The sequence below is a fragment of the Bacillus sp. MBGLi79 genome (assembly GCF_002953915.1).
Window position 1 is genome coordinate 111,056 of sequence record NZ_CP026521.1, and the last position, 6,977, is coordinate 118,032.

A 6,977-nucleotide genomic window follows, 5' to 3' on the forward strand; every position below is an offset into this window, starting at 1 on the left:
CGGAAATTGAGGTGTTCAAATGGTTCGCGTTGCAAACTCTGTTTATGACTTAATCGGAAATACACCTGTCGTTAAATTAAATCGACTAGTTGATGAAGACAGTGCTGAAGTATATGTGAAACTGGAGTATATGAACCCTGGAAGCAGCGTAAAAGACCGGATTGCGCTTGCCATGATAGAAGATGCTGAAGAGAAAGGCCTTCTGAAAGAAGGAGATACACTGATTGAACCGACCAGCGGAAATACGGGAATCGGACTTGCCATGGTCGCTGCAGCGAAGGGCATCAAAGCGATTCTTGTTATGCCTGATACAATGAGTTCTGAGCGCCGCAACCTTCTGCGTGCATATGGAGCTGAGCTTGTGCTGACTCCGGGTGCTGAAGGAATGAAAGGCGCGATTAAAAAAGCGGAAGAACTGGCTGAGGAGCACGGCTATTTTATGCCTCAGCAATTTAACAACCCTGCGAACTCAGAAGTTCACCGCCGCACAACGGGAAAAGAAATCGCCGAACAATTCGGAGACGGTTTAGATGCATTCATTGCAGGTATCGGAACCGGCGGAACGATAACAGGTGCCGGAGAAGTCCTGAAAGAAAAAAATCCGTCCATCAAGATTTTCGCGGTGGAACCGACTGATTCTCCTGTTCTTTCCGGAGGAAAACCAGGTCCGCACAAAATTCAGGGAATCGGAGCGGGATTCGTTCCGAAAATCTTGAATACGGAAATTTACGATGAAATCATCACAGTGAAAAACGAAGAAGCCTTTGAATTTGCCCGTAAAGCGGCGAGAGAAGAAGGAATTCTCGGAGGAATTTCTTCGGGTGCTGCGATCTGTGCTGCTCTTCAAGTCGCTAAAAAGCTTGGGAAAGGCAAAAAAGTTCTCGCTGTTCTTCCTAGTAACGGAGAGAGATACTTAAGCACGCCTCTTTATCAATTTGAATAGGCTCCAGTTGAAACGGGAGGCTGCCGACAATGTCGGCGGCCTTTTGTTTTTCACGGGCGAAGCCCTTTTAAAAGCTCGGTGTCCTTGAGTGAACATGCTCAAGGACTTTTTTCTATATTGGAAATGAAATTCTCTTTTCCTAGAAAAAAGATATGCATTACAATAAGGTCATTAGACTAACGGCAGAGGAATGATATGATGAGACAACGAAGGCCTGTAGCCAGAGCGTTCCCATTTTCCAATCAACGGTTTTTAGAGCAATTTGAAAGCCTGTCGAAAGGAAAGCAGTACCGCGTTCTGCTCGAAAGTGCGAGAGGCGGAGAATACAGCATAGCCGGGCTCGACCCTGTCGCAATAGCAAAAGGGAAAGACGGCATCACGACGATTCAATACAAAGGGGACATCATATTCAAAGAGGGGGATCCGTTTCAGCAGTTTTCTCAGTGGTTTGAAACGCTGAAAACGGAGACGGTTGCAGATTTTCCCGACTTTCAGGGCGGGGCTGTCGGTTTTCTAAGCTATGACTATGCCCGATATATTGAGAAATTCAAAATCCTGTCTATCGATGATCTGCAAACGCCGGATTTATTCTTTCTCGTATTTGATGATATAGCCGTCTATGATCATAAGCAGCAGCAGCTTTGGGTGATTACCCACACCGTTGAAGAATCGCCGGCCGCTTCGGAAGAGAAACTGGACAGGCTTGAGCAAATGTGGAAGACGGAACATCCGAAGACCGCTGGCGGTCATCAATCAAATGATAATAAAAGCCCGTCATTCGCAGCTTCATTTACAGAAGCCGGCTTTTCTCAGGCTGTTGAGAAGGTGAAGCAATACATTGCAAGCGGCGACGTATTTCAGGTGAACCTTTCTGTTCGCCAGTCGGAGCGCCTGTCTGCGCCTCCTTATGAGGTATACAAAATGTTAAGAGAAATCAACCCTTCGCCGTACATGTCCTACTTGGAAACCCCGGATTTTCAAATCATCTGCGGGTCGCCCGAACTGCTCATTAAGAAAAAGGGCACCAGGCTTGAGACAAGACCGATTGCCGGGACGAGATCCCGCGGGGCGGATGAAGCGGAGGATGAAGCGCTCGCGAACGAACTGATCATGAATGAAAAAGAGCGCGCCGAACATGTGATGCTCGTTGATTTAGAGCGTAATGACCTCGGCAGGGTCTCCAAGTACGGTTCGGTCAGGGTCGATGAATTCATGGTGATTGAGAAGTATTCCCATGTCATGCATATCGTCTCTAATGTGTGCGGGGAACTAAGGGACGAATGCGATGCCGTGGATGTCATCCATGCCGTGTTTCCCGGCGGTACGATTACAGGAGCGCCGAAAGTTAGAACGATGGAAATTATAGAGGAGCTTGAGCCGACGAGACGGGGGCTTTATACTGGTTCTATAGGATGGTTCGGATATAATCAGGATATGCACTTTAATATCGTTATCCGAACGATATATGTGAAAGCGGGCCAGGCGTTCATGCAGTCCGGAGCTGGAATCGTCATCGATTCCAACCCTAAGCATGAATATAAAGAGTCAATTAAAAAGGCCCTGGCGATGAAAAAGGCGCTGCAGTTGAGTGAAGAAGAGAAAAAAGAGCAGAGGAGAGCTGAGATATGATTCTAATGATCGACAATTACGATTCATTTACGTACAATTTGGTTCAGTATTTAGGCGAGCTTGGCGAGGAGTTAGTCGTCAAGCGGAACGATGAGATCACGCTTCAGGAAATAGAGGATATGTCGCCTGACTTTTTGATGATATCTCCCGGTCCTTGCAGTCCGGATGAGGCTGGGATCAGCCTTGAAGCGATCCGCCATTTTGCCGGGAAGATACCGATTTTCGGGGTCTGTCTCGGACATCAGTCGATCGCCCAGGTTTTCGGAGGCGATGTCGTCAGGGCGGAACGGTTAATGCATGGGAAAACTTCCGAGATCTTGCACGACGGGTTGACGGTCTTTAAAGACTTGGAACATCCGCTCACGGCCACGAGGTATCATTCGTTGATCGTCAAACCGGATACGCTGCCCGGTTGTTTTGTGACATCGGCTTGGACAGAAGAAGGGGAGATTATGGCCATCAGGCATAAAGAACTGCCTATTGAAGGCGTTCAGTTCCATCCGGAGTCGATTATGACTGCCTCCGGAAAAGAAATGCTGAAGAATTTTATTGAGACTTACCGAAAGAAAGTGAACACATGATCATTTACCTGAATGGTCAATATGTGAAGGAGGAGGAAGCAAGACTTTCTCCTTTTGACCATGGTTTTTTATACGGAATCGGGGTATTTGAAACGTTCCGCCTTTATGAAGGGGAGCCCTTCCTTTTAGACTGGCATATGGACAGACTGAACAACGCTTTGGAACAGCTGAGAATTGAGCTTGAGCTGACAAAAAGCGAAGTGCTTGCCATTCTTGACAGGCTGCTTCAGTTGAATCAGCCCCCAAATCTGAATGCCAAGGTCCGTTTAAATATATCTGCTGGTCCCGGTGACTCAGGTCTTTTTCCTGATTCATACAAAAAACCCGGTGTTATGGTGATGATGAATCCTTTTCATCCTGAATCGATTCCGGTTGAAAAGGAGGGTGTCATTTTACAGGTCCGACGCAATACGCCAGAAGGTCCGTTCCGCTTGAAATCACATCACTTTTTAAATAATCTGTTCGGAAAAAGAGAGCTCGGACCAGACGCTGCCAAAGAAGGGATTTTTCTTACCGAAGGCGGAGCTGTAGCCGAAGGGATCATTTCCAACATTTTTTGGGAAAAAGACGGTTGGGTGTATACACCTTCTCTTGATACCGGCATATTAGGCGGCGTCACCCGGCGTTATGTCATCGAGCGCCTTGCAGATATGGGAATCGAAGTTATGCAGGGGGTATACCCTTTAAAGGAGCTTCTCTTTGCGGACGAAGCATGGATGACCAATTCCGTTCAGGAAATCGTTCCATTCCGGAGAATCGGCAGCACTCAATTTCCGGGAAAGGATGGAAATTTGTCGAAACGTCTGCAAGAGGCATACACTAACGATAGAAAAGCAGCAAAAGACTATATTTCAATTAAAGGGTGAAGGATATGGCGCTTCAAACAGCGGTGCGTTCAAAGAAGTTGACCGCAAAGCAATACACATTGTCTTATGAAGATAAAACATTGATCATGGGGATTTTAAATGTGACGCCCGATTCTTTTTCAGACGGCGGAAAATATAACAGCATCGACCGCGCCGTTATTCATGCAAAGCAAATGATCGAAGACGGCGCCCATATCCTTGATATCGGAGGAGAATCAACGAGGCCGGGGGCGGAAAAGGTTTCTCTTGATGAGGAGCTGTCAAGGGTCATACCTGTAATTGAAAAACTTGTTCAGGAAATCGACGTGCCGTCTTCTGTTGACACTTATAAAGCAAAAGTGGCGGATGAAGCCCTTAAGGCCGGTGCAGCGATTATCAATGATGTCTGGGGAGCAAAAGCAGACCATGACATGGCCCGGGTTGCGGCCGCTCATAATGTGCCGATTATCTTGATGCATAACCGCGAGGAACGGAATTATAAGGACTTGATCCCGGACATGCTGTCTGATTTGATGGAATGTGTGAGCATTGCAAAATCAGCAGGCGTTCAAGATCATCACATCGTACTTGATCCGGGTATCGGCTTTGCCAAAACGTATCATGACAATCTGGCGGTCATGAACCAGCTTGAGAAATTCAGCGAACTCGGATACCCGGTTTTATTGGGGACGTCACGCAAAAAATTTATCGGCCGTGTTCTGGATCTGCCGCCTGAGGAGAGGGCGGAAGGCACGGGCGCGACGGTATGCCTCGGTATTCAAAAAGGGTGCGATATCGTCAGGGTGCATGACGTCAAGCAAATTTCCAGGATGGCAAAAATGATGGATGCCATGATTGATAAAGGAGGCGTTTATCATCGATAAAGTGTATGTAGAGGGCATGGAGTTTTACGGATATCACGGTGTTTTCAAAGAAGAAAACAAACTTGGCCAAAGATTCCGCGTTGATCTGACAGCATTTCTAGACTTAAGCGAAGCCGGAAAAACGGATCGTATTGATGCCACCATTAATTATGCTGATTTGTATAAGCTGTGCAAAGAGGTTGTGGAGGGAGAGCCGGTCAACCTTGTGGAGACCCTCGCAGAAACGATTGCCGCAAAAGTGCTGAAGCATTTTGAAGCGGTTCAGGAATGCACGGTCAAAGTCGTCAAGCCTGACCCGCCTATACCGGGACACTATAAATCGGTGGCCATCGAGATGACGAGGAAACGACAATGAACAATTCGGCATATATAGCGCTCGGCTCGAATATCGGCCAGCGGGAAGAATATTTAAAAAAAGCTGTCTCTCTCCTCCATCAACATCCGTCTGTACAGGTGACAGACATCTCGTCGATTTATGAAACAGATCCTGTCGGGTATACAGACCAAGATCTATTTTTAAACATGGCTGCAGCTGTTAAAACATCTCTTTCACCGTTTGAATTGCTTGATTTGACTCAGCGTATTGAAAAAGAACTCGGCCGCAAACGCGACATCAGATGGGGGCCGAGAACTGCAGACCTTGACATTTTGTTGTATAATCGTGAAAATATTGAGACAGAGCAACTTATCGTTCCTCATCCTAGAATGCACGAACGTTTGTTTGTGCTCATCCCGCTGCTGGAGATTTATCCCGAGCTTGAGGGAGCTGTCAATCATGCGAAAAATCAAGAAGGTGTAAGAGTATGGAAGCAGAAATCTGGGGTAGACGAATTCGTGCATATCGAAAGCTGAAGGGTTATACTCAAGAAGGGTTTGCAAAAGCATTGGGTATATCCGTTTCTGTGCTTGGTGAAGTAGAACGCGGGAATCGTATGCCGTCGGAGAGCATGCTCAGGGATGTAGCCAATACTTTAAATATAACAGTGGAGGAATTATCTCCATCAGAAGAATAAGAAAGGAGGACTAAAAATGTTTAAAATCGGTGATATAGAATTAAAAAACAGGGTTGTGCTTGCGCCGATGGCCGGTGTCTGCAACTCCGCCTTCCGCTTGACGGTTAAGGAATTCGGAGCGGGTTTGGTCTGCGCCGAAATGGTCAGCGATAAAGCGATCCTTTACAATAATGCAAAAACGATGGGAATGCTTTATATCGATGAACGTGAAAAACCGCTCAGCCTGCAGATCTTCGGCGGCGAAAAAGAAACGCTTGTCGAAGCGGCGAGGTTTGTTGACCAAAACACAACTGCGGATATTATTGATATAAACATGGGATGTCCGGTGCCAAAGATTACAAAATGTGATGCAGGAGCCAAATGGCTGCTTGATCCGAATAAAATTTATGAAATGGTTTCTGCAGTAGTGGAGGCTGTTGACAAGCCGGTGACCGTAAAAATGAGAATGGGCTGGGATGAAGACCATATCTTTGCCGTTGAGAATGCGAAAGCTGTAGAGCGCGCAGGCGGAAAAGCGGTCGCTCTTCACGGGCGGACCCGCGTGCAAATGTACGAAGGAACGGCAAATTGGGATATTATCAAAGAAGTGAAGCAGTCCGTTTCAATACCGGTAATCGGAAACGGTGATGTCAAAACTCCGCAAGATGCAAAACGCATGCTTGATGAAACAGGGGTTGACGGTGTCATGATCGGCCGTGCAGCGCTGGGTAACCCGTGGATGATTTACCGTACGGTTCACTATTTAGAAACAGGCGAATTGAAAGATGAGCCGAAAGTGCGTGAGAAAATGTCTGTCTGCAAACTTCACCTTGACCGATTAATCGGACTGAAAGGCGAAAATGTTGCGGTTCGCGAAATGAGAAAGCACGCAGCCTGGTATTTAAAAGGCATAAGAGGAAACGCAAAGGTCCGGAATGAAATTAATCATTGCGAAACGAGGGATGAGCTCGTTCAGCTTTTAGACGCGTTTACGATTGAAGCCGAGGCAAAAGAGCTTCAGGATGCAAAAGTAGGATAAATCCGACCTCTGCTCACTGCCAGTTTTCACTGGCAGTTTTTCTGCTTTTTTCCTGAAAGACTAA

General features: G+C 46.8%; 9 protein-coding genes. All 9 read left to right on the forward strand.

The features are described from left to right. Window positions 1-19 precede the first annotated feature (19 nt). The 9 genes from cysK (at window position 20) to dusB (ending at window position 6,913) form a co-directional block, all read left to right on the forward strand. Window positions 20-943 (forward strand): cysteine synthase A, encoded by a 924-nt coding sequence (gene cysK / locus C1T29_RS00635; RefSeq protein ID WP_020449826.1) that lies wholly within the window; start codon window positions 20-22, stop codon window positions 941-943. A gap of 198 nt (window positions 944-1,141) precedes the next feature. Further along, complete coding sequence (locus C1T29_RS00640; protein ID WP_025809565.1) at window positions 1,142-2,572, forward strand: anthranilate synthase component I family protein; 1,431 nt, start codon at window positions 1,142-1,144, stop codon at window positions 2,570-2,572. After that, on the forward strand, window positions 2,569-3,153 hold the full coding sequence (gene pabA / locus C1T29_RS00645; protein WP_023855970.1) for an aminodeoxychorismate/anthranilate synthase component II: 585 nt from the start codon (window positions 2,569-2,571) through the stop codon (window positions 3,151-3,153). The genes C1T29_RS00640 and pabA overlap by 4 nt, the downstream gene beginning before the upstream one ends. Next, on the forward strand, window positions 3,150-4,019 hold the full coding sequence (pabC, locus tag C1T29_RS00650) for an aminodeoxychorismate lyase (protein ID WP_208945584.1): 870 nt from the start codon (window positions 3,150-3,152) through the stop codon (window positions 4,017-4,019). Before pabA ends, pabC begins: the two co-directional genes overlap by 4 nt. Before the next feature lie 5 nt (window positions 4,020-4,024). Continuing rightward, entirely contained in the window at window positions 4,025-4,882 is an 858-nt protein-coding gene (folP, locus tag C1T29_RS00655) for a dihydropteroate synthase (RefSeq protein WP_208945585.1), read from the forward strand. Next, window positions 4,875-5,237, forward strand: a complete 363-nt coding sequence (gene folB, locus C1T29_RS00660) for a dihydroneopterin aldolase (protein ID WP_023855968.1) — start codon at window positions 4,875-4,877, stop codon at window positions 5,235-5,237. Before folP ends, folB begins: the two co-directional genes overlap by 8 nt. Continuing rightward, on the forward strand, window positions 5,234-5,734 hold the full coding sequence (gene folK / locus C1T29_RS00665; protein WP_020449832.1) for a 2-amino-4-hydroxy-6-hydroxymethyldihydropteridine diphosphokinase: 501 nt from the start codon (window positions 5,234-5,236) through the stop codon (window positions 5,732-5,734). Before folB ends, folK begins: the two co-directional genes overlap by 4 nt. Beyond that, complete coding sequence (locus tag C1T29_RS00670; protein WP_031304995.1) at window positions 5,686-5,895, forward strand: helix-turn-helix domain-containing protein; 210 nt, start codon at window positions 5,686-5,688, stop codon at window positions 5,893-5,895. The genes folK and C1T29_RS00670 overlap by 49 nt, the downstream gene beginning before the upstream one ends. 16 nt (window positions 5,896-5,911) lie before the next feature. Beyond that, window positions 5,912-6,913 carry a tRNA dihydrouridine synthase DusB gene (dusB, locus tag C1T29_RS00675; RefSeq protein WP_020449833.1) on the forward strand — a complete coding sequence of 334 codons (1,002 nt, stop codon included), beginning with the start codon at window positions 5,912-5,914 and terminating at the stop codon, window positions 6,911-6,913. Window positions 6,914-6,977 lie beyond the last annotated feature (64 nt).

Bases quoted from the DNA above. Each gene is read 5' to 3' on its own strand.
- cysK (WP_020449826.1), top strand. From the start codon at position 20: ATGGTTCGCGTTGCAAACTCTGTTTATGACTTAATCGGAAATACACCT.
- C1T29_RS00640 (WP_025809565.1), top strand. From the start codon at position 1,142: ATGAGACAACGAAGGCCTGTAGCCAGAGCGTTCCCATTTTCCAATCAA.
- pabA (WP_023855970.1), top strand. From the start codon at position 2,569: ATGATTCTAATGATCGACAATTACGATTCATTTACGTACAATTTGGTT.
- pabC (WP_208945584.1), top strand. From the start codon at position 3,150: ATGATCATTTACCTGAATGGTCAATATGTGAAGGAGGAGGAAGCAAGA.
- folP (WP_208945585.1), top strand. From the start codon at position 4,025: ATGGCGCTTCAAACAGCGGTGCGTTCAAAGAAGTTGACCGCAAAGCAA.
- folK (WP_020449832.1), top strand. From the start codon at position 5,234: ATGAACAATTCGGCATATATAGCGCTCGGCTCGAATATCGGCCAGCGG.
- C1T29_RS00670 (WP_031304995.1), top strand. From the start codon at position 5,686: ATGGAAGCAGAAATCTGGGGTAGACGAATTCGTGCATATCGAAAGCTG.
- dusB (WP_020449833.1), top strand. From the start codon at position 5,912: ATGTTTAAAATCGGTGATATAGAATTAAAAAACAGGGTTGTGCTTGCG.